The organism is Crenobacter sp. CS_VA4 (genome assembly GCF_055597485.1).
Map to the genome: position 1 here is coordinate 1 of NZ_JBVMAE010000076.1, position 856 is coordinate 856.

The 856-nt window shown below is 57.8% G+C and carries 1 protein-coding gene; it reads left to right on the forward strand.

The features are described from left to right. The coding region (istB, locus tag ACZ2IA_RS22755; protein WP_470294866.1) for an IS21-like element helper ATPase IstB at positions 1-738 on the forward strand (738 nt) is incomplete at its 5' end. Positions 739-856 lie beyond the last annotated feature (118 nt).

The following is an 856-nucleotide window of genomic DNA, read 5'->3' on the forward strand; positions in this document are numbered from 1 at the left end:
GAGATGCGGCAATCCACCTCCAGTGCGGGTCTGGAAACGCTGGATAGCTGGCTCCAGCACCTGATCCAGGCCGAGCATGCCGACCGGCATGTGCGTTCGATCAGCTACCAGATGCATGCGGCCCGCTTCCCCCATCACCGTGATCTGGCTGGCTTTGACTTTAACCAATCCAAGGTCGAAGAAAGCTTGATCCGCGACTTGGCGACTTGCCAGTTTGCGGAAGCGGCGCACAACGTGGTGTTCATTGGCGGCACCGGAACGGGCAAGACCCATCTGGCTACAGCGCTTGCGGTGCTCGGTATCCAGTCCGAGGGCAAGCGAGTGCGTTTCTACTCGACGGTGGAACTGGTGAATACGCTGGAGCTCGAGAAGGCGGCAGGCAAGCAGGGCAAACTGGCCTACAGCCTGATGCACATGGATTTGGTGATTCTCGATGAGCTTGGCTATTTGCCCTTCTCGCAGCCTGGTGGCGCCTTGCTGTTCCACCTGCTATCCAAGCTTTACGAGCGTACCAGCGTGATCATCACGACCAATCTGACCTTCGCTGAGTGGCCGAATGTATTTGGCGACGCCAAGCTGACAACGGCACTGTTGGATCGGCTGACCCATCACTGCCACATCATCGAAACCGGCAACGAATCCTGGCGCTTCAAGCAGAGCAGTGCGAATGCCAAGACGCGAATCAGGGAGCGTGAGCAAAGAATGGGCTTGGCGATGGGAGGGGACGAACCGTTCTGAGGGGCAACGGGCAAGCAAAAACTTATACTTCAAAACCAGTCGGCCGCTGCGCGGGCGGCCTCCATGCCTGGTCAAAATTCAACGAGCACGGCTGGTCAAAATTCAGTGAGCGCCAACA